A 19,366-nucleotide genomic window follows, 5' to 3' on the forward strand; every position below is an offset into this window, starting at 1 on the left:
CGGACCCGACGGGTCCGACCCCTTGTCAAATTACTCAGCCAGCGACGCCATGTCAATCACAAAACGATATCTGACATCGCTTTTGACCACGCGCTCAAACGCCTCATTGATATCCTGGATGCGGATGATCTCGATGTCCGACACAATATTGTGCTTGCCGCAGAAATCCAGCATTTCCTGGGTTTCCTTGATCGAGCCGATCATGGAGCCGGACAGGCTGCGGCGCGCGCCCACCAGGCCGAAGGCGTTCACGGGCGGCACGGCGCCGTCCGGGATGCCGACGATGACCATGTTGCCGTCGACTTTCAGCAGGTTGATGTACTGGTTCCAGTCGATGGACGCGCCCACGGTGCAGATGATCAGGTCGAACGTGCCGGCCAGTTTGGTGAACGTTTCCGCATCGTTGGTGGCGTAGTAATGGTCGGCTCCCAGGCGCAGGCCGTCTTCGCGCTTCGACAGGGTCTGGCTCAGTACCGTCACTTCGGCGCCCATGGCGTGGGCGATTTTCACGCCCATGTGGCCCAGGCCGCCCATGCCCAGGATGGCGACCTGCTTGCCAGGACCGGCCTTCCAGTGGTTCAGCGGCGAGTACAAGGTGATACCGGCGCACAGCAGCGGCGCGGCCGCGTCCAGCGGCAGGTTGTCGGGAATCGACAGCACATAGCCTTCCTTGACGACGATGCTGTCCGAGTAGCCGCCCTGCGTGGCCGTCTTGCCGTCCGCTTCCAGACCGTTGTAGGTCTGGATCAGGCCTGGCATGTACTGTTCCAGGTCCACGTTGCGCGTCTTGCAGGTGGTGCAGGAATCGACGAAGCAGCCCACGCCCACATGGTCGCCCACCTTGAACTTGCTGACGTTGGCGCCGACGGCCGTGACGACGCCGGCGATTTCATGGCCGGGCACCATCGGGAAGGCGGCGCCGCCCCATTCGTCGCGCGCCTGGTGGATGTCGGAGTGGCACACGCCGCAGTATTTAATCGAGATGGCCACGTCGTCTTCGCGCGGGGCGCGGCGCTCGAACGTGAACGGTTGCAGTGCGGAAGTCGGGCCCAGTGCGGCGTAGCCTTTGGCGATGGTGGTCATGAAAACTCCTGTATCTAGATGTGTGTGACGAGGGGGACGCGTGCCATGCAGGCGATTGCACAAGTGTGCCCGAGAAGCCGGCCCGCCGTTACCGCGATCCTGCAAGACCTTTGCACGATCCTCCAAATCTGCGTAAGATCAGCCCCTGCCCTTCTCTTCTCTTCTCTTCTCTTCTCTTCTTAGCCTCACGCATACTGAACACCATGTCCCCGCCACTTACTCCACAAGATGAAATCGCCGCCCTGATCAGCCGCCACGCGCCGCGCACGGGCGACTACGCGACGGCCATCGGCAACCTCAGTTTCCACCGCCAGTCGTCGGTCACGGAATCGCTGTTCCATGCAGCGCGCCCCAGCGTGGCCATCATCGCGCAGGGCGCGAAAGACGTCACCCTGGGCACGGAAACCTTCCACTACAGCCGCATGCAGTATCTGCTGACGTCCGTCGACCTGCCGGTGCAAGTGCGCGTGGTGGAAGCGAGCGAAGACAAGCCGCACCTGTGCGTGGTGCTCGGCATCGACATCGCCGACGTGGCCGCGCTGCTCGACAGCGACAGCGCGGCGCAGCAGAAAATCCTGCCCGCCACGCGCGGCATTTCCGTCAGCGACGTGTCGGCCGAGCTGCTCGACGCCATGCTGCGCCTCGTGCGCCTGCTCGACAAACCGGGGGAAATCGCCACCTTGGCGCCCTTGATCCGCCGCGAGCTGACGTACCGCCTGCTCAATGGCCCCGTCGGCGCGCGCCTGCGGCACATGGCGCTGGCCAGCAGCCAGTCGCACCAGGTGGGGCAAGCCATCGACTGGATCAAGCACAATTATTGCGAGCCGCTGCGCATCGAGCACCTGGCCGGCATGGCGAACATGAGCATGTCGTCGCTGCACCACCACTTCAAGGCGATTACCGCCATGACGCCGATGCAGTACCAGAAGCTGCTGCGATTGCAGGAAGCGCGGCGCCTCATGCTGGTCGAGCAGATCGACGCGGGCACGGCCGGCTACCGGGTCGGCTACGCCAGCGAATCGCAGTTCAGCCGCGAATACAGCCGCCAGTTCGGCCGCGCGCCCATGCGCGACGTGGGCCAGGTGCGCGCGCAGCTGAGCGGAGCCACAGCCTATTCCGGCTTGCCGTAAGCGCCGCCGCCCGGCGTCTCGATCACGAACACGTCGCCCGCCTGCATATCGGTCTTGCCGATATGCGCCAGGTGCTCCACCGTGCCGTCCGCCCGCTCCACGTAATTGCGTCCCAGCGCACCCGCCGCGCCGCCATCCATGCCGAAAGGCGGATGGATGCGGTTGTTCGACAGGATCGCCGCCGTCATGGGTTCCAGGAAGCGCACCCGGCGCACGCCGCCATTGCCGCCCTGCCAGCGCCCCGCCCCGCCCGACCCTGCGCGGATGCTGTAGCTGTCCAGCCGCACAGGAAAGCGCCACTCGAGGATTTCCGGATCCGTCAGGCGCGAATTGGTCATGTTCGTCTGCACCACGTCCGTGCCGTCAAACCCTGGGCCGGCGCCCGAGCCGCCCGATATCGTCTCGTAATACTGGTACTTTTCGCTGCCGAAGGTGAAATTGTTCATCGTCCCCTGCGAGGCTGCCATCGCCCCCAGCGCGCCATACAGGGCATTCGTGATGCAGGTCGAGGTTTCCACATTGCCCGACACGACGGAGGCCGGATACTGCGGATTGAGCATGGAGCCGGACGGGATGATTACCGTGAGCGGCTTCAGGCAGCCCGCGTTCAGGGGAATCTCGTCGTCGACCAGGGTGCGGAACACGTACAACACGGCCGCCATGCAGACGGCGGACGGCGCATTGAAGTTGTTGGGCAACTGGCTGGACGTTCCCGTGAAGTCGATGACGGCGCTGCGCCGCGCCACGTCGACCCTGATCGCCACCTGGATGCGCGCGCCGTTGTCCAGGTCCAGCGCGTAGCTGCCATCCTTCAAGGTCGTGATGACCCTGCGCACGGCTTCCTCGGCATTGTCCTGCACGTGGCCCATGTAGGCCTGCACGACAGCCAAGCCGAAATGCGCGACCATCTTGTGCAGTTCTTCGGCCCCCTTCTGGTTGGCCGCCACCTGGGCGCGCAGGTCAGCCACATTCTGCTGCGGATTGCGCACCGGCCAGCTGGCGCCCACCAGCAGGGCCAGTGTTTCCGCCTCCCGCAACATACCCGTGACGCCGTCGACCAGCTTGAAATTATCGATCAACACGCCCTCTTCCTCGATGCGCGTGGAGTCGGGCGGCATGGAGCCCGGTGTCGTGCCGCCGATGTCCGCATGGTGGCCGCGCGAACCGACATAGAACAGGATGGCAGTACCCTCCTCATCGAACACGGGCGAGATTACCGTGACGTCGGGCAAGTGCGTGCCGCCGTGGTACGGGTCGTTCAGCATGAAGACGTCGCCCGGCCGCATGGTTCCAGCATTGCGCGTCATGACGGTGCGGATGCTCTCGCCCATGGACCCCAGGTGTACGGGCATATGCGGCGCATTCGCGATCAAATGACCTTGCGCATCGAAGATGGCGCAGCTGAAGTCGAGCCGTTCCTTGATGTTGACGGAATGGGCCGTATTTTGCAGGCGCAGGCCCATCTGCTCGGCAATCGACATGAACAGATTATTGAAAATTTCCAGCATCACGGGGTCGGCTTGCGTCCCGATGGCGCGCCGCTCCGGGAGGGCGGCGACCCTGCGCAAGATCAAATGGCCGTGCGCCGTGACGTCCGCGCGCCAGCCCGGTTCGATCACGGTGGTGGCGTTGGCGTCGCTGACGATGGCCGGGCCATCGATGCTATCGCCGGGGCGCAGGCTGTCTGCCCCATACAGGCCGCTGTCGCGCCACGCGCCGGCGCAGTACATGGCCACCGTCTGCATGGGCGCCAGCACGCCTGCACGCGGTGCATGGACCGGCGCGGCCACTTGCGGCGCATCGGACGCGCCGATGGCTTCCACGGAAATGGCCTCGACGATCAAGGCGCGCGCCGGCATCAAAAAGGAAAAGCGTTTTTTGTAGGCCGCTTCAAACTGCGCCTGCATGCCGGCGGCCGTGTCGAACAGCACGACGAGGGCCGAATCCGTGCCCTCATAGCGCAGGTGCACTCGCGACACCAGCGCGATGCGTTCCTGCCCCACGCCCTGGCGCAGCAAGTCGCCGCGCGCCAGTTCGCCCAATTGCGCGAAATCGCCGGCCAGATCCGCGCCCAGGGCCGCCTCGATGGCGCGCTCGCGCATGGCGCTCTGGTCGGCCAGGCCCATGCCGTAGGCCGACATCACGCCCGCCAGGCTGTGGATGAAGACCGTGCGCATGCCCAGCGCATCGGCCACCAGGCAGGCGTGCTGGCCGCCCGCGCCGCCAAAGCTGGTGAGCGTATATTCGGTGACGTCGTGGCCGCGCTGCACGGAAATCTGCTTGATGGCGTTGGCCATGTTCCCTACGGCGATGGCGATGTAACCTTCGGCCACCTGTTCCGGGGTGCTGTCTACCGTGCGCGCCAGCGCTTCGAACTGGGTGCGCACGGTGGCGGCGTCCAGCGCTTCATTGGCGTCGGGGCCGAAGACGCGGGGGAAGAAGGCGGGCTGCAGCTTGCCCAGCATGACGTTGCAGTCGGTGACGGCCAGCGGGCCGCCGCGCCGGTAGCTGGCAGGGCCGGGATTGGCGCCCGCGCTGTCCGGCCCCACCTTGTAGCGGGCGCCGTCGAAATGCAGGATGGAGCCGCCGCCGGCCGCCACCGTGTGGATGCTCATCATGGGCGCGCGCATGCGCACGCCGGCGATCTGCGTCTCGAACACGCGTTCGAACTCGCCCGCGTAATGCGACACGTCGGTGGAGGTGCCGCCCATATCGAAGCCGATGACTTTATCGAAGCCGGCCAGGGCGCTGGCGCGCACCATGCCGACGATGCCGCCCGCGGGGCCGGACAAGATGCTGTCCTTGCCCTGGAAGGCGCGCGCATCCGTCAGGCCGCCGTTCGACTGCATGAATTGCAGGTGCACGCCGGGCAGCTCCATCGCCAGCTGGTCGACGTAGCGGCGCAAAATCGGCGACAGATAGGCGTCGACCACCGTGGTGTCGCCGCGCGCCACCAGTTTCATCATGGGGCTGACCTCGTGCGATACGGAGACCTGCGTAAAACCCACTTCGCGCGCCAGCTGCGCCACCCGCGCCTCGTGCGCGTGGTAGCGGTAGCCGTGCATCAGCACGACCGCGATGGCGCGCACGCCACGCGCATAAGCCTGTTCCAGCGCGGCGCGCGCGGCGGGTTCGTCGAGCGGGGTCACGACTTCACCGTGGGCGCCCGTGCGTTCATTGATCTCGATCACGTCGCCGTACAGCAGTTCCGGCAGGATGATCTGGCGCGCAAACAGCTGCGGGCGGTTCTGGTAGGCGATGCGCAAGGCGTCGCGAAAACCACGCGTGATGGCCAGCACGGTCGGCTCGCCCTTGCGTTCGAGCAGCGCATTGGTCGCCACCGTGGTGCCCATCTTGATGGCGCCCACCCGTTCGACGGGCAGCGGCGCGTCAGGCGCCAGGTCCATCAAATGGCGCATGCCGGCCAGCGCCGCGTCGCGGTACTGGCCCGGATTCTCCGACAGCAGTTTATGCGTGGCCAGGCTGCCGTCAGGACGGCGCGCCACGATGTCCGTAAAGGTGCCGCCCCGGTCGATCCAGAATTGCCAGTCCATCATCCTGCCCCCGTGCCTGTGTGAGATCCTATGTGAGATGGCTATTGTAGCCGCACAATTTACGGCGCACCGCAGGCGTGCGCGCCTTGCCTTTCGCCCGCTTCGGCCTTATGTTGAAGACATGCTGACTAACGGAACACGCGCCATGCCCCTGATTGACTCTTCCACACCGCTGTACTCCATCGCCGAACTGCGCGCCATCGAACAAGCGGCCATGCGCGACCTGCCGCAAGGGCTGCTGATGCAGCGCGCGGGCCAGGCTGCCGCCAGTGCCGCCCTGAAGCTGCTGCACGCCCAGGAAGATGGCGACGACGTGGGCCACCGGCGCGTCCTGGTGCTGGCTGGCCCCGGCGACAACGGCGGCGATGCGCTGGAAGCGGCCGCGCACCTGGCCGGCAGCGGCACCGAGGTGCTCGTCTGGCTGGCGCCCGAGGCGCAAGCCACGTCGCCCGAACGCGAACAGGCGCTGAGCCGCGCGCGCAACAGCGCCGCGCGCTTGATGGAAGCGGCAACGTCCATGGCCTCGGCCGCGGTGGGCGCGGCGCCATGGCACCTCGTCATCGATGGCCTGTTCGGCATCGGCGCGTCGCGTCCCCTCGACGGCGAATGCCGCGACATGGCGCAGCTGGTCAACAATCTCGATTGCCCCGTGCTGGCGCTCGACGTGCCCAGCGGCCTGCACGCAGACACGGGCGCCATCGACGGCGTCGCCATCCGCGCCACGCATACGCTCACCTTCATCGGCGACAAGCCGGGCCTGCACACGGCGCATGGCCGCGACCATGCGGGGGAAGTGGAAGTGGCCGCGCTGGCCATCGACCCTTCCCTGCTGCCCGCGGCGAAGGCGCAGCTGGGTGGCCTGCACCTGTTCGCGCGCCAGCTGCAGCCACGCCGGCAAAACACGCACAAGGGCAGCTACGGCAGTGTGGCCATCATCGGCGGCGCGCAAGGCATGGCAGGCGCGCCCATCCTGGCGGCCCGCACGGCCCTGCATGCGGGCGCGGGACGCGTCTACATCGCCTTTCCCGACGCACCGCCCGCCTTCGACAGCGGCCAGCCGGAGCTGATGTGCCGGCACGCCAGGGACGTGGATTTCTCGGGCCTGCACTTCGCGGCGCTGGTGGCCGGTCCCGGCCTCGGCGACAAGGCCGGCACGGTGGAACTGCTGCAGCGTGCCATTGACAGCGACAGTCCGCTGCTGCTGGACGCGGACGCGCTGAACCTGATGGCGGCCGAGCCGGAGCTGCAATCGGCGCTGGCCGTGCGCACGGGCGCGGGAGCGACGATATTGACGCCGCACCCGCTGGAAGCGGCACGCCTGCTCGACATGACGGTGGCCGAGGTCCAGGCCGACCGCCTGGGCGCGGCGCGCCAGCTGGCAACGCAGCTGGGCGCCATCGTGGTATTGAAAGGCTCGGGCACGGTGATCGCCGCACCCGACGGCCAGGTCGTCGTCAACAACACAGGCGGCCCCGCGCTGGCAACGGCCGGCACCGGCGACGTCTTGTCCGGCCTGTGCGGCAGCCTGCTGGCGCAAGGCTGGCCGGAATGGGAAGCGGCGATAGGCGCCGTGTGGCTGCACGGCGCGGCGGCCGATGCACTGGTGGCCGCAGGCAGCGGCCCCATTGGCTTGACGGCCGGGGAATTGATCCCGGCGATACGCAGGTTGATCAATGCCTTGTCGGCATAAGCTTTGGCGCGGGTGTGTTGGATTACGCTGCGCTAATCCAACCTACAGCTGCGGTGAACGATGGCCGGGTAGGTCGGATTAGCGGAACGCGTAATCCGACAACCACCACCAGCAATCACACCAATCGACCAGCCGCAATCGTAATCGTCCGCCCGCAACGGGCCGCGATCGAGCTGTCATGCGTGACGAGCACCAGGGTCGATCCCCGTTCGCGGTTCAACTCGAACATCAGCTGGATCACGGCCTCGCCGGTGGCGGCGTCCAGGCTGCCCGTCGGCTCGTCGGCGAACAACAGCGGCGGTTCCGTGACGAAGGCGCGGGCCAGGGCCACGCGTTGCTGCTCGCCGCCGGACAGGTATTTCGGATAGTGTTTCAGGCGGCTGCCCAGGTTGACTCTGCCCAGCATGGCTTGCGCCTTTTCCTTCGCGTCCAGGTCGCCGCGCAATTCCAGCGGCAGCATGACGTTTTCCAGCGCCGTCAGGTGGGCCAGCAGCTGGAAGGACTGGAACACGAAACCGAGCTTTTCCTTGCGGAAACCGGCGCGGCCGTCTTCGTCGAGGGCGAAGATATCGGTGCCATCGAGGATGACCTTGCCCTCGCTGGGCGTGTCGAGTCCCGCCAGCAAGCCCAGCAAGGTGGACTTGCCGGAACCGGAAGCGCCGACGATGGCCAGCGTCTCCGCCGTTTGCACGGTAAAATCGACTTGATGCAGGATGGTCAGCTCACCATCGGCATCGGGTACGCGCTTGGCCAGCTGGACCACTTCGATGGCCGGCCGGGCATTTTGGCTGTTGGGTGCGGCGGGCCGCTGGGCCGCTGCGTCTGATGGGAGAAAACTGGTGGAAGTCGCTTTAGGGAATTCGGGCATGCTGATCTATCTTAAAAAATTTCGTGAACAAATAAGTGTCGAGGGCAGCAGCCGCATGCGGCGGCGCGCGCTGTCCCTGCTTCCTGCGGCAGCCCTGCTGCTGGTGTCAGGCATGACGAACGCCTATTCTGCACCAAAAACGCTGCTGGTGCTCGGCGACAGTCTCTCGGCCGAGTATGGGCTGGCACGGGGCACGGGCTGGGTGGCGCTGCTGGAACAGCGGCTGCAAGCGCAAAAGAACGACACGCGCATCGTCAATGCCAGCATCAGCGGCGAGACCACCAGCGGCGGCCGGGCACGCCTGCCTGCGCTGCTGGCCAAGCACCAGCCCGACGTCGTGCTGATCGAACTGGGCGCCAACGACGGCTTGCGCGGCTTGCCCGTGGCGGCCGCCGAAGCGAATCTGCGCGCCATGGGCGAGGCGGCCAAAAAATCGGGCGCGCAGTTGGTGCTGGTGGGCATGCGCATGCCGCCCAACTATGGCCGCGCCTATGGCGAGCAGTTTTATGGCGTGTACGGCAAGCTGGCCAAGGAATGGAAGGCGCCACTCGTGCCCTTCATGTTCGAAGGCATCGCCGACCAGCCGCAGTTGTTCCAGGCCGACCGCATGCACCCGAATGCGCAGGCGCATCCGACGATTTTAAAGAATATCTGGCCGCGGCTGGCGCCGTTGCTGGACGCGAAGTAAGCCGGTTGTTGACGTTAGCTCTAGCCCGAGGCAAAAATCCGGGGTCAGACCCGGCGGGTCTGACCCCAGCTTTACGCTGGTGGTCATGGTAAATTCATTGACACGCACATTCCACAGACAAAAAAATAGCCGCTCGAAAGCGGCTATTTTTATGGGCTAAAACTGATTACGGCGCTTCCGGCGCTGCTGCAACCGGCGCGGTGACCGGCTTGACGATCTTCACCTTGGCCTTGGCTTTCAGGTACTCGACGTAATCGAACATTTCCTGTTGTGCCAGGATGCCGCTGATCTGGTCTTTCTCTTGCTGGCGGCGTGCTGCATCCACTTGCGCCGGCTGCTGCACCTTGGCGATGCGGTAGATGCCATAGCCCAGGGCTGGCAGGTCCACACCCACGTAGGCTGGCAGCTTGCTCGTGTCCGCTTTCATGACTTGCGCGATGGCGGCACGGTTGATGCCGTCCAGCTTGCTGCGCGATACCCATTGCGCCGCGCCGAAACCGGTCGCGTCGCCCGAAGCCTTCAAGGCGGCCAGCTTGGTCTCGCCCGCTTTCTTGGCCAGCTTTTCCGCTTCTTCCAGGGTCACGCGCTGACGGATCATCGCTTCGACTTCGGCCAGCGGACGCTTGCTGGCAGGCTTGAATTCCACCACGCGACCGGCGATCAGCACGTTAGGAGCGACGGTCACGGCTTCCGTGTTGCGCTTGTCTTTCAGCGAATCGTTCGAGAAGATGGCGGTCAGGAACTTGGCGTTGTTGAACGGCGCCTTGCCCAGTGCTGGCGACGGCGTCCGCGACAGGTTGGCGACGCTTTCCACTTTCAGTTTCAGCTTGTCGGCCACCGGCTTCAGGCTGTCCGATTGCTCGTAGACCGTGTTGGTGAACGTTTCCGCCATTTCCGAGTATTTCTTGGCAGCGAATTGCTTGCGCAGGTCGGCCGTGATCTCGCCGCGTACTTCATCGAGCGCACGCACGTGCTGTGGCTTGAGCGAGGTCACGGTCAGGATGTGGAAGCCGAAATCGGAAGCGACGACGTCGCTGATTTCACCCTGCTTGAGTTTCGCGACGGCATTGAGCAACGGCGTAGGCAAGCCATCCTTGCCAATCACGCCCAGGTCGCCGCCCTGTTCCGCGGACGCCGGATCTTCCGACTTGGCCTTGGCCACGGCGGCAAAGCTGGCAGGCGTCTTGCGCACGTCAGCCAGGATGGCTTCAGCCTTGGCCTTGGCGGCTGCCTTGTCGGCGGCCGATGCGTCTTTCTTGACGGCGACGAGGATATGGCTGGCCTGACGCGCTTCTTCCGTCGTGTAGGCTTTCTGGTTCTTCGCGTAGTAGCCGGTCACGTCGGCGTCGGTGACGTCGACTTGCTCGCCGGCGGCGCTGTCGTCAAGCACAACGTACTCGATCTTGGCTTGTTCCGGGATCTCGAAGAACTTGCTGTTCTTGTCATAGAAAGCCTTGATCATGGCGTCCGTCACTTTGACTTCCGACACGTACTGGGCGATCGGCAGCAACAGTTCCTGCACTTCACGCTCTTCCGAGGTGATGTCGGACAGGCGTTTGGAGACGGTGCTTGGCGCGAAGGCGGTGCCTTGCACGGCGCCGGCCAGTTGCTGCAGGGCCAGGTCGCTGCGGCGGCGCGCATCGTACATCTGCGGCGTCATGCCTTGGGCGGCCAGCATGGCCTTGTAGCGTTCCAGGTCGAATTTACCGTCCGGCAAGGTCAAGCCTGGGATTTCCAGCACTTCCTTTTGCAGCACGGCATCGCTGATGACCAGGTGGCTACGGCCCACTTCGGCGGCCACGGCGCGCTCGGCGATCAGGTTGTCGAGGATGCTCTGGCGCGCTTCCGGCGTGTCAAACATTTTCTGGTCGAACTGCTCGCCCATCATCTGGCGGTAGCGGTCGATCTGCTGGCGTTGCGCTTCTTCATATTGCTGCTGCGTAACGACCTGGTCGCCGACCTTGGCGATGGTGTTCGCGCCATCGCCGAAGCTTTGGTAGCCGCTGATACCGACCAGTGCAAAAGACGGGACGATGACCAGCATCAGGAGAAACTGCATCAAGCGTCGATGGGTACGAATAAATTCAAACATGGTCAGCCAATTCGGGATGAGTGGATCACTATAAAAAAAGGCGAACATGCGTTCGCCTTGATTTCTTCGGCGGAATGGACGGGACAGATGTCCACTTCCCCTTTAGATTCAACAACTTGGCGCTGGAACTAAAGCAGGATTCTGACGCCCAAGCCATTATCTCCTGATTCTACAATGCCCATAGCGCTATAGCAAGAGTAAATCAGGGCGCGCGCCCTGCCCTGGCGCCGCCTGGACGGCAAGGCGCCGGACTCGGGCATTTAACCGGACGCAGCTTAAAGCGGATTTAAATGCGGGTGTTTTTATTCAAAACGGCAGGACGGGATTTTAAAAGCAGGCGCGCCGAGATAATCTGGCGCTGAAAAAGAAAAACCCGCGCTACTTATTCAGCAGCGCGGGCTTCTATATTCTGGCGGAGCGGACGGGACTCGAACCCGCGACCCCCGACGTGACAGGCCGGTATTCTAACCAACTGAACTACCACTCCTTAAGAGCGTATTTTTTTGGCGGAGCGGACGGGACTCGAACCCGCGACCTCCGACGTGACAGGCCGGCATTCTAACCAACTGAACTACCACTCCGAAAAATACACAGTACTACTTGCATTTGTATCCAGGGTTGTTATTCGAAGAACTTCAACCCTGAAATCGCGGCACCCGTAGGCGCCGCCAAATGTTTCCGGTGATTGTCACCTCACCGAAGTCCGTTAGTTTACAGCATCCTTCAAAGCTTTACCAGCTTTAAATTTTGGAACTTTTGCAGCTTCGATCGTGATCGCTTCTTTCGTACGCGGATTGCGGCCGGTACGCTCAGCGCGTTCGCTGACCGAGAAAGTGCCAAAACCAACCAGCGTCACGCTGTCGTTGTTTTTCAAAGTTTCCGTCACGCCGCCGATAACAGCGTCGAGTGCGCGCGCAGCGGCGGCTTTGGAAATGTCAGCTTTTTCAGCAATGTGGTCGATCAATTCAGTCTTGTTCACTAGCATCCCCAATTACAAAGGTATAAAACGTTTACCGTATCGTTGCGGCACTTTTGGCACCACAGCTGTCCGGCGAAAAAAATGTGCAGGCGTATTAAACAAGCCACACTGTATATGTGTCAAGCGCTTTGGGGGCGCAATTCACGTTTCAATATAAAACAAGCGCTCTAAAAGCGCTTGTTTGGGGAAAACAGGGGTAAAACGTTAGTGTTTTACTACCTCGCCGGCCGCGTCAGGCTTGGCCGCGGCGGCCGTGACAGCCTCCACCGCAGCGACATCCGCCAACGCTTCAGGCATGCGTTCGAGGGCGATTTCCAGCACTTTGTCGATCCAGCGCACGGGTACGATCTCCAGTTTGTTCTTGACGTTGTCCGGAATGTCGGCCAGGTCTTTCACATTCTGCTCTGGAATCAGGACCGTCTTGATGCCGCCGCGATGGGCCGCCAGCAGCTTTTCTTTCAGGCCGCCGATCGGCAATACTTCGCCGCGCAAGGTGATCTCGCCCGTCATCGCCACGTCGGCGCGCACGGGAATGCCCGTGAAGACCGACACCATCGCCACCGTCATGGCCGCGCCAGCCGAAGGACCATCCTTCGGTGTCGCGCCTTCCGGCACGTGGATGTGGATGTCGCTCTTCTCGAACACGTCCGCCTTGATGCCCAGGCGCTGTGCCCGGCTGCGCACCACCGTGCGGGCCGCCTCGATCGACTCTTTCATGACGTCGCCCAGGGTACCCGTGCGGATGATGCCACCCTTGCCCGGCATCGACACGGCTTCGATGGTCAGCAGATCGCCGCCCACTTCCGTCCATGCCAGACCAACCACCTGGCCGACCTGGTTTTCTTTCTCTGCGACACCGAAATCATAGCGGCGCACACCGAGGAATTTATCCAGGTTCTTCGAGTTGACGATGACTTTTTTGTCGGATTTCTTCAGCAGCAGCATCTTGACCACCTTGCGGCAGATCTTCGACACTTCACGCTCGAGCGAACGCACACCGGCTTCCCGCGTGTAGTAGCGGATGATGTCGCGCAGCGCCGACTCGGCCACCGAGATTTCCTCTTCCTTCAAGCCATTGTTCTTGATCTGCTTCGGCAGCAGATAACGCTGCGCGATGCTGGTCTTTTCATCTTCCGTGTAACCGGACAGACGAATCACTTCCATACGGTCAAGCAAGGCTGGCGGAATGTTGTACGAGTTCGACGTGGCCACGAACATCACGTCAGAGAGGTCGAAATCGACTTCGATGTAATGGTCGGAGAACGTGTGGTTCTGTTCCGGGTCCAACACTTCCAGCAGGGCCGACGATGGATCGCCACGGAAATCGGCGCCCATCTTGTCGACTTCATCGAGCAGGAACAGAGGATTGCGCACGCCGACTTTCGACAGCGATTGCAATATCTTGCCCGGCATCGAGCCGATGTAGGTGCGGCGATGGCCGCGAATCTCGGCTTCGTCGCGCACGCCGCCCAGGGCCATGCGCACGAACTTGCGGTTCGTCGCGCGGGCGATGGACTGGCCCAGCGAGGTTTTACCCACGCCCGGAGGGCCGACGAAGCACAGGATCGGGGCTTTGAGCTTGTCGACGCGCTGTTGCACCGCGAGGTATTCCAGGATGCGTTCCTTGACCTTGTCGAGGCCGTAGTGGTCGCCTTCGAGCACTTTTTCCGCATTCGCCAGGTCGTTATTGACCTTGGATTTCTTTTTCCAAGGCAAATTGACCAGGGTGTCAATGTAGTTGCGCACGACGGTGGCTTCGGCCGACATCGGCGACATCAGTTTCAGCTTTTTCAGCTCGTTGGTGGCCTTGTCGAGCGCTTCCTTCGGCATCTTGGCCGAAGCGACTTTTTTCTCCAGCTCGTCGAGGTCGGCGCCATCTTCGCCCTCGCCCAGTTCTTTCTGGATCGCCTTGACTTGCTCGTTCAGATAGTACTCGCGCTGCGACTTTTCCATCTGGCGCTTCACACGGCCACGGATGCGCTTTTCCACCTGCAAAATGTCGAGCTCGCCTTCAAGCTGGCCCAGCAGGTGCTCGAGGCGCTTGGCCACGCTGAAAATTTCCAGGATGACTTGTTTTTGCTCAAGCTTCAGCGGCAGATGCGCGGCCACCGTGTCGGCCAGGCGGCCGGCATCGTCGATGCCCGACAGCGAAGCGAGGATTTCCGGTGGAATCTTTTTGTTCAGTTTGACGTACTGGTCGAACTGCTGCACGATCGCGCGGCGCATGGCTTCGACTTCCGACTCGTCGCCCGGCTCGGACTCGAGCGGCGTCAGGTCGGCGATGAAGTGCGTCGGCGCATCGCTGATGTGGTTGATACGGGCACGCTGCGCGCCTTCGACCAGCACCTTGACGGTGCCATCGGGCAGCTTCAGCATTTGCAGAATATTGGCGACGCAGCCAATTTCATAGATATCCGAAGGGGACGGCTCGTCCTTCGCGGCTGCTTTTTGAGCGGCAAGCATGATGCTCTTGCCCTGCTCCATCGCAGCTTCCAGCGCCTTGATCGACTTTGGACGGCCAACGAACAGCGGTATCACCATATGCGGGAAAACGACGACATCCCGCAGCGGCAATAACGGCAGTTGAGTTTGCTCAGTTAATTTGGAAGTTGTCATGGCGTACCTTATAGAAAGCGTGTTTACGATGTTGGCGCTCGCTGCCAAAACACAAGACCGGCGAGAATAAATAATTCTGTGAAACAAACATTTTTCTGTTTATTTCGCAAAACACACCCGCATGACGTTAATAAATGCAGTTTTCACAGTAAAAAAGCCACGCGCAGCTAAGCGCCGCGAGTGGCTTTCCGATTGAAGCCTGCACTCATTGATTTAAATTGTACTGCCATGCATTAAGGAATCAAAATCCTTTTTATGCATTTGTCTCAGCAGTAATCAATTTTCTCCGGAGGCCTTGGCAGTCTCTTGATAAATCAACAAAGGTTTGGCGCCGCTGGTGATGGTATTTTCGTCGATGACGACCTTCACCACGTTTTGTTCGCTCGGCAGTTCGTACATGACGTCCAGCAAAGCATGTTCCAGGATGGAACGCAGGCCACGGGCGCCGGTCTTGCGCGCCAGCGCTTTTTTGGCGATCGCATGCAGGGCGGCCGGACGAATCTCCAGTTCCGCGCCTTCCATCTCGAGCAGCTTCGAATACTGCTTGATCAGCGCATTCTTCGGCTCGACCAGGATCTGGATCAGCGCCTCTTCCGTCAATTCCGCCAGGGTGGCGATGACGGGCAGACGGCCCACCAGTTCCGGGATCAGGCCGAACTTGACCAGATCTTCCGGTTCCGCTTGCAGCATCAGTTCGCTGGCCGAGCTTTGCGACTTGCTGCGCACCGTGGCCGAGAAGCCGATGCCGCTCTTTTCGGAACGGTTGGCGATCACTTTCGACAGGCCGTCAAAGGCGCCGCCGCAGATGAACATGATGTTGGTCGTGTCGATCTGCACGAAATCCTGGTTCGGATGCTTGCGGCCGCCTTGTGGCGGCACGGAAGCCATCGTGCCTTCGATCAATTTCAACAAGGCTTGCTGCACGCCCTCGCCCGACACGTCGCGCGTGATGGACGGATTGTCGGACTTGCGCGAAATCTTGTCGATCTCATCGATGTAGACGATGCCGCGCTGGGCTTTCTCGACGTCATAGTTGCAGCTTTGCAGCAGCTTCTGGATGATGTTTTCCACGTCTTCACCCACGTAACCGGCTTCGGTCAGGGTGGTGGCGTCGGCGATCACGAACGGCACGTTGAGCATGCGCGCCAGGGTCTGTGCCAGCAGGGTCTTGCCCGAGCCGGTAGGACCTACCAGCAAGATGTTGCTCTTGGCCAGTTCGATGTCGTCTTTCTTGCCCAGGTGCTTGAGACGCTTGTAATGGTTGTACACCGCCACCGACAGGATGCGCTTGGCAGTCTGCTGGCCGATCACGTACTGATCGAGCAAGGCGGCAATTTCTTGCGGCGTCGGGAGGTCGGATTTGGTACCGGTCACCGTCTCGATGCTCGACGTTTCATCACGGATGATGTCGTTGCACAGGTCGATGCACTCGTCGCAAATGAACACGGACGGGCCGGCGATGAGTTTCTTCACCTCGTGCTGGCTTTTGCCGCAGAACGAGCAATACAGTAATTTTTCGCCGCTAGAGGATTTTTTGTCTGACATAAGGCATTTTGGTTGGAACTGCATTAACAATATTGCAAAATCGCAAGCCGGATGATGGTTGCCGCCCGTAAAGGCCGCTAGCCATGGCGCAAGTCAACAACGCGCACAAGCTCCATGCTACCCGAAATAAAAGCGAAACGCCCGAACGTTTGATCGCCCGGGCGTTTACTTACATGCTTAGCAATACCGGTAGGGGCTCATCAAGCGCGGCTGGTCAACACTTTGTCGATCAAACCATACTCAACGGCCTCGTCGGCGGACATGAAACGGTCGCGGTCGGTGTCCTTGGCGATCTGTTCGATCGACTGGCCCGTGCGCTCGGCCATGATGCCGTTCAAGCGGGTGCGCAGGTAAAGGATTTCCTTCGCCTGGATCTCGATATCGGACGCCATGCCTTGCGAACCACCGGACGGCTGGTGAATCATGATGCGCGAGTTCGGCAGCGAGAAACGCTTGCCCTTGGCGCCAGCGGCCAGCAGGAAAGCACCCATCGAAGCAGCCATGCCCGTGCACAGGGTCGAGACGTCCGGCTTGATGAACTGCATGGTGTCGTAGATGGCCATGCCGGCCGAAACCGAACCACCTGGCGAGTTGATGTAGAGCGAGATTTCCTTTTCCGGATTTTCGCTTTCCAGGAACAGCAGCTGGGCGACAACCAGGTTGGCCATCTGGTCATTGACCGGGCCGACCATGAAAATCAAACGTTCCTTCAGCAGGCGCGAGTAAATATCATACGAGCGCTCGCCGCGACCGCTTTGTTCCACCACCATCGGCACCAGGCCGAGCATCTCTGTGTCCAGCGCCGGATTACGGTTCATACCTGTCATTTCATTTCCTTGTGAAGCAGTTAGGGGAAGCCGCCCTCACCTTTCGGCCAGAGCAGGCATCCCAATACCAACTGGTTTACGCTTGTGCGTTGCTTCCCATCAGTTCGTCAAAAGCAACTGCTTTCGACGTGACTTTCGACAGGCCCAACACGTAGGTGACGACGTTTTCTTCCAATACAAGGGCTTCGATCTCACCCAGACGACGACGGTCGCTGTAGTAGTACTTCAGCACTTCGCGTGGGTCTTCGTAGCTTTGGGCGAAATCTTCGATCTGCGCCTTGACTTGCTCAGGCGTAGCCTGCAGCTTGTTGTCGCCCACCAGTTGCGACAGGATCAGGCCCAGGCGTACGCGACGCTCGGCTTTTTCTGCGAACAGTTCTGCTGGGAAAGGCACGTCCTTGACGTTCATGCCGCGCTGCGCCATGTCCTGGCGGGTCATTTCGGCCAGACGCTCGGAATCCTGAGCGATCAGCGTTTTTGGCACTTCCAGCTCAGCAACTTTGATCAGCGCGTCCATGACGGCTTCCTTGTTGCGTGCTTTCACGCGGCCAGCGACTTCGCGTTGCAGGTTGACTTTGATGTCTTCGCGCATTTTGGCCAGGTCGCCATCGGCAACGCCCAGGGACTTGGCGAATTCGGCATCAACTTCCGGCAGGTGCGCCCATTCCAGCTTTTGCAAGGTGATGGTAAACGATGCGGTTTTGCCGGCAACGTCTTTACCGTGGTAGTCCTCAGGGAACGACAATGGGAAAGTCTTCGACTCGCCCACTTTCAGGCCCAGGGTTGCTGCTTCGAATTCTGGCAGCATGCGGCCTTCGCCCAGCACGAAAGCGTAGCCTTCAGCTTTGCCGCCTGGGAATTCAACGCCGTCGATCGAGCCGACGAAGTCGACGGTCACGCGGTCGCCATTGGCAGCGATAGCCTCACCGCCGTCGCCGTGTTCGCCAGCTTCGCCCTTGGTGTGGAAGTGCACGCGCTGCTTGCGCAGGATGTCGATGGTCTTGTCGATTTCGGCTTCCGACACGTCGGCTTGCACGGTTTCGATTTCAACGGCCGTCAGGTCGCCGATGGCAACTTCCGGATACACTTCGAACGTTGCGTCGAAAGCCAGCTGGCCTTCGGCTGCTTCTTCTTTCGGCACGATGTTCGGGAAACCGGCCACGCGCAGATTGTTTTCGTTGGCGGCGTCGTTGAACGCGCGGCCGACTTTGTCATTCAGCACTTCGGATTCAATTTGGTAGCCGTATTGTGCTGCGACCATTTTCAACGGCACTTTGCCCGGACGGAAGCCCGGTGCCTTAGCCGTACGGGCTTGCACTTTCAGGCGCTTCTCAACTTCCGTGCGGACGTCCGTCAGCGGGAAGGAGATCGTGATACGACGTTCGAGTTTGCCCAAGGTTTCGACTGCAGTTGCCATGTAAAAAATCGTCCAAAAAATAAACACTGTTGGTGCGAGAAAAGAAGACCCGACCCCTTGCGCCATTACTGGCGGCAAGACATGGGTCCAGCTTCACTCGCTCGCATATTCATCTGTAAAAGTACTGAAAACAGGACGATGGACCTGGTCTACCCGGCTGAGGGAAAAACCCGCACCAGGCACCAAACAATCCGCCGCTTCCAGTACTGCGACAGGGCTCCGAGCGTCCAGCCTTGCTTCTAAGTAAATGCAGGGCCGGCCATCATTCGGTAAAGCGTGGCATTATAACAAAGGACTTCGGGAAAGTGGCTGGCTTTGCAGCCCGGCCACAGAGGATACCAGCGGCGGCGAACGAGTCGCCACAGCCTGGAGGTGCCCTGCCTTTACTCTTGCCCCGGCATTCTTTGTTTCGCCAGAGACAGGCTTTCCAGCCTGCTTCGTTCATTAGTATATGCGAACTGGCGCCCCGTCCGAAACAAAGAAATGCGCTCACGACGAAGATTTCGGGCAAAAAACCTTTGATTTACCTCAATTTGGCCATTTTTCAGGCAAATCTCCGCCTGAGCCCCGCCCCGCCGCCCGGTCGCTGACGAAAAATAGCGCAAACAAAGACATCCCGCATGACAAAAATACAGGCAACACAACAGGAAAACGGGAAAGACGCCTGCAAGGAGGCTGAAGAACAACTTGATGGTGCTGCACCTCCGGGCTGGAACAACCCGGATTGGTGCGGATGGGGAGACTCGAACTCCCAAGCCGAAGCACTGGCTTCTAAGACCAGCGTGTCTACCAATTCCACCACATCCGCATTTGTACTACCGTGTGCTACTTGCTACAAACTGCTTCCCTGATTTTAACAACTCGGGAGCGATCTGGC

Annotated in this window: 12 protein-coding genes and 3 tRNA genes; 3 read left to right on the forward strand and 12 right to left on the reverse strand. The window is 61.3% G+C overall.

Annotation, left to right across the window (positions count from 1 at the left end):
- Window positions 1-30: 30 nt before the first annotated feature.
- Window positions 31-1,083, reverse strand: coding sequence for an NAD(P)-dependent alcohol dehydrogenase (locus HWE17_RS23235; RefSeq protein WP_176390402.1), 1,053 nt, complete (start codon window positions 1,081-1,083; stop codon window positions 31-33).
- 203 nt (window positions 1,084-1,286) lie between these two features.
- Between HWE17_RS23235 and HWE17_RS23240 the strand changes: the two genes are divergently transcribed.
- Window positions 1,287-2,213 (forward strand): AraC family transcriptional regulator, encoded by a 927-nt coding sequence (locus tag HWE17_RS23240; RefSeq protein ID WP_176390403.1) that lies wholly within the window; start codon window positions 1,287-1,289, stop codon window positions 2,211-2,213.
- Here the strand turns inward: HWE17_RS23240 and HWE17_RS23245 are convergent.
- Complete coding sequence (locus HWE17_RS23245) at window positions 2,195-5,767, reverse strand: hydantoinase B/oxoprolinase family protein (protein ID WP_176390423.1); 3,573 nt, start codon at window positions 5,765-5,767, stop codon at window positions 2,195-2,197. The genes HWE17_RS23240 and HWE17_RS23245 overlap by 19 nt on opposite strands.
- A 145-nt stretch (window positions 5,768-5,912) precedes the next feature.
- Here HWE17_RS23245 and HWE17_RS23250 point away from each other — a divergent pair, with 145 nt between their 5' ends.
- Entirely contained in the window at window positions 5,913-7,457 is a 1,545-nt protein-coding gene (locus tag HWE17_RS23250) for an NAD(P)H-hydrate dehydratase (RefSeq protein WP_176390404.1), read from the forward strand.
- Window positions 7,458-7,572: 115 nt separating this feature from the next.
- On the opposite strand, the gene HWE17_RS23255 is transcribed toward HWE17_RS23250, so the two are convergent.
- The gene (locus HWE17_RS23255) at window positions 7,573-8,220 is read right to left on the reverse strand and encodes an ABC transporter ATP-binding protein (protein ID WP_369681770.1); all 648 of its coding nucleotides are present in this window, start codon (window positions 8,218-8,220) and stop codon (window positions 7,573-7,575) included.
- Window positions 8,221-8,380: 160 nt separating this feature from the next.
- Here HWE17_RS23255 and HWE17_RS23260 point away from each other — a divergent pair, with 160 nt between their 5' ends.
- Complete coding sequence (locus HWE17_RS23260; protein WP_176390425.1) at window positions 8,381-9,013, forward strand: arylesterase; 633 nt, start codon at window positions 8,381-8,383, stop codon at window positions 9,011-9,013.
- A gap of 166 nt (window positions 9,014-9,179) precedes the next feature.
- Here the strand turns inward: HWE17_RS23260 and HWE17_RS23265 are convergent, their stop codons facing one another.
- The 9 genes from HWE17_RS23265 to HWE17_RS23305 all read right to left on the reverse strand — a co-directional run bounded on the left by HWE17_RS23265 (window position 9,180) and on the right by HWE17_RS23305 (window position 19,297).
- A complete protein-coding gene (locus tag HWE17_RS23265; RefSeq protein WP_176390405.1) occupies window positions 9,180-11,105 on the reverse strand; it encodes a SurA N-terminal domain-containing protein in 1,926 nt (641 codons plus the stop codon).
- Between the two features lie 410 nt (window positions 11,106-11,515).
- A tRNA-Asp gene (locus HWE17_RS23270) sits at window positions 11,516-11,592 on the reverse strand.
- A 17-nt stretch (window positions 11,593-11,609) separates the two neighbouring features.
- Window positions 11,610-11,686, reverse strand: a tRNA-Asp gene (locus tag HWE17_RS23275).
- Window positions 11,687-11,811: 125 nt separating this feature from the next.
- Entirely contained in the window at window positions 11,812-12,084 is a 273-nt protein-coding gene (locus HWE17_RS23280; protein WP_010398442.1) for an HU family DNA-binding protein, read from the reverse strand.
- Window positions 12,085-12,288: 204 nt separating this feature from the next.
- Entirely contained in the window at window positions 12,289-14,700 is a 2,412-nt protein-coding gene (gene lon, locus HWE17_RS23285) for an endopeptidase La (protein ID WP_034787304.1), read from the reverse strand.
- A 276-nt stretch (window positions 14,701-14,976) separates the two neighbouring features.
- A complete protein-coding gene (clpX, locus tag HWE17_RS23290) occupies window positions 14,977-16,245 on the reverse strand; it encodes an ATP-dependent Clp protease ATP-binding subunit ClpX (RefSeq protein WP_010398446.1) in 1,269 nt (422 codons plus the stop codon).
- 200 nt (window positions 16,246-16,445) lie between these two features.
- Window positions 16,446-17,072: an ATP-dependent Clp endopeptidase proteolytic subunit ClpP gene (gene clpP / locus HWE17_RS23295; RefSeq protein ID WP_034751013.1), complete on the reverse strand. Its 627-nt coding sequence runs from the start codon at window positions 17,070-17,072 to the stop codon at window positions 16,446-16,448.
- Window positions 17,073-17,148: 76 nt separating this feature from the next.
- A complete protein-coding gene (tig, locus tag HWE17_RS23300; RefSeq protein WP_176390426.1) occupies window positions 17,149-18,489 on the reverse strand; it encodes a trigger factor in 1,341 nt (446 codons plus the stop codon).
- A 725-nt stretch (window positions 18,490-19,214) separates the two neighbouring features.
- Window positions 19,215-19,297 (reverse strand) — tRNA-Leu (locus HWE17_RS23305).
- Window positions 19,298-19,366: the final 69 nt, after the last annotated feature.

This window comes from Janthinobacterium sp. BJB401 (genome assembly GCF_013372745.1).
Classification (GTDB): Bacteria; Pseudomonadota; Gammaproteobacteria; order Burkholderiales; family Burkholderiaceae_D; genus Janthinobacterium; species Janthinobacterium rivuli.

Coding starts and splice junctions, on each gene's coding strand:
- HWE17_RS23235 (WP_176390402.1), bottom strand. CDS start 1,083: ATGACCACCATCGCCAAAGGCTACGCCGCACTGGGCCCGACTTCCGCA.
- HWE17_RS23265 (WP_176390405.1), bottom strand. CDS start 11,105: ATGTTTGAATTTATTCGTACCCATCGACGCTTGATGCAGTTTCTCCTG.
- HWE17_RS23250 (WP_176390404.1), top strand. CDS start 5,913: ATGCCCCTGATTGACTCTTCCACACCGCTGTACTCCATCGCCGAACTG.
- HWE17_RS23240 (WP_176390403.1), top strand. CDS start 1,287: ATGTCCCCGCCACTTACTCCACAAGATGAAATCGCCGCCCTGATCAGC.
- clpX (WP_010398446.1), bottom strand. CDS start 16,245: ATGTCAGACAAAAAATCCTCTAGCGGCGAAAAATTACTGTATTGCTCG.
- tig (WP_176390426.1), bottom strand. CDS start 18,489: ATGGCAACTGCAGTCGAAACCTTGGGCAAACTCGAACGTCGTATCACG.
- clpP (WP_034751013.1), bottom strand. CDS start 17,072: ATGACAGGTATGAACCGTAATCCGGCGCTGGACACAGAGATGCTCGGC.
- lon (WP_034787304.1), bottom strand. CDS start 14,700: ATGACAACTTCCAAATTAACTGAGCAAACTCAACTGCCGTTATTGCCG.
- HWE17_RS23245 (WP_176390423.1), bottom strand. CDS start 5,767: ATGGACTGGCAATTCTGGATCGACCGGGGCGGCACCTTTACGGACATC.
- HWE17_RS23260 (WP_176390425.1), top strand. CDS start 8,381: ATGCGGCGGCGCGCGCTGTCCCTGCTTCCTGCGGCAGCCCTGCTGCTG.